Annotated in this window: 1 protein-coding gene; it reads left to right on the top strand. The window is 52.1% G+C overall.

Features of this window, described 5'->3' with window-relative positions; translation table 11 throughout:
• Positions 1-56: 56 nt before the first annotated feature.
• On the top strand, positions 57-958 hold a 902-nt coding region (locus FKM52_RS21440; protein ID WP_141178110.1), incomplete at its 3' end, for a tyrosine-type recombinase/integrase.

The raw sequence follows: 958 nt of genomic DNA, 5'->3' as shown, positions 1-958 counted from the left end.
GCCGTGCCGGGGATGGGTCAACCCTGACGTTCTTTACACCAGTCACAGGAGGTTATATGTCCACCCCCAAACGCTTCCGTTTTACTAATCAGCTCATTAAATCCCTGCCCCCTAACACATCCGATGCACGCAGTACCGATGCCGAATACAGCGACACCGAGATTTCCGGCCTCAAGTGTCTGGTCAGCAGAAGAGAAGGTCGTAAAAAGTTTTTGCTACGCTACCTTTATCATGGACGAAAACGCGCCATCGCCATTGGTCACTGGCCTGAAGTGGACGTCAATCTTGCTCGTCAGATTGCCATAGAACACAAACGTTCCCTTGCCACCGGCACTGACCCTAAGCAGGAGCGTGAAAACAAGAGAATGGAGCTGACGTTCGATGAACTCTTTAATCAGCATTATCTGCCATGGGCAAAATCCGCTAAACGCAGTTGGGGAAAGGATGTTCAGCGCTACCGCGATCATATCCGTCCCGCCATTGGTCAGAGGCTGCTGAGCGATATCACACCAGCGAGTATTCTGCGCCTTCAGCAGACGTTAAGTACTTCCCTGTCAGCGGCTACCTGTAACCGTGTCATCGTACTCATTAAAGCCGTCTTTACATGGGCCGGAAGGCAAAGCATGACCTCTGTTCATCCGGCAAGGGTGGTACAGCTACTCAGGGAGAACAACGCCCGACAGCGTTATTTTACCGAGGACGAAATTCGTCGTATTTTTCTCTCCGCCGATAACGATACCAGCCCTGTAGCTGCCCGCTATGTCAAACTGCTGTTACTGACCGGCCTTCGTCGTGATGAGCTGCGTCTGGCTAAGTGGGAGCATGTTGACCCGGTTAAACGCACCCTGTGGCTCCCTGAAACCAAGAATGGCTATGGACGGATTGTTCACCTTAACTCACTGGCGATGGACGTAATCAGAACGCTGCCAACGCAGCGGGGAAATCCGTGGTTGTTTAT

Origin of the sequence: Mixta tenebrionis (genome assembly GCF_006517625.1) — a bacterium.
Classification (GTDB): Bacteria; Pseudomonadota; Gammaproteobacteria; order Enterobacterales; family Enterobacteriaceae; genus Mixta; species Mixta tenebrionis.
This window is presented reverse-complemented; position numbering and strand designations above follow the sequence as displayed.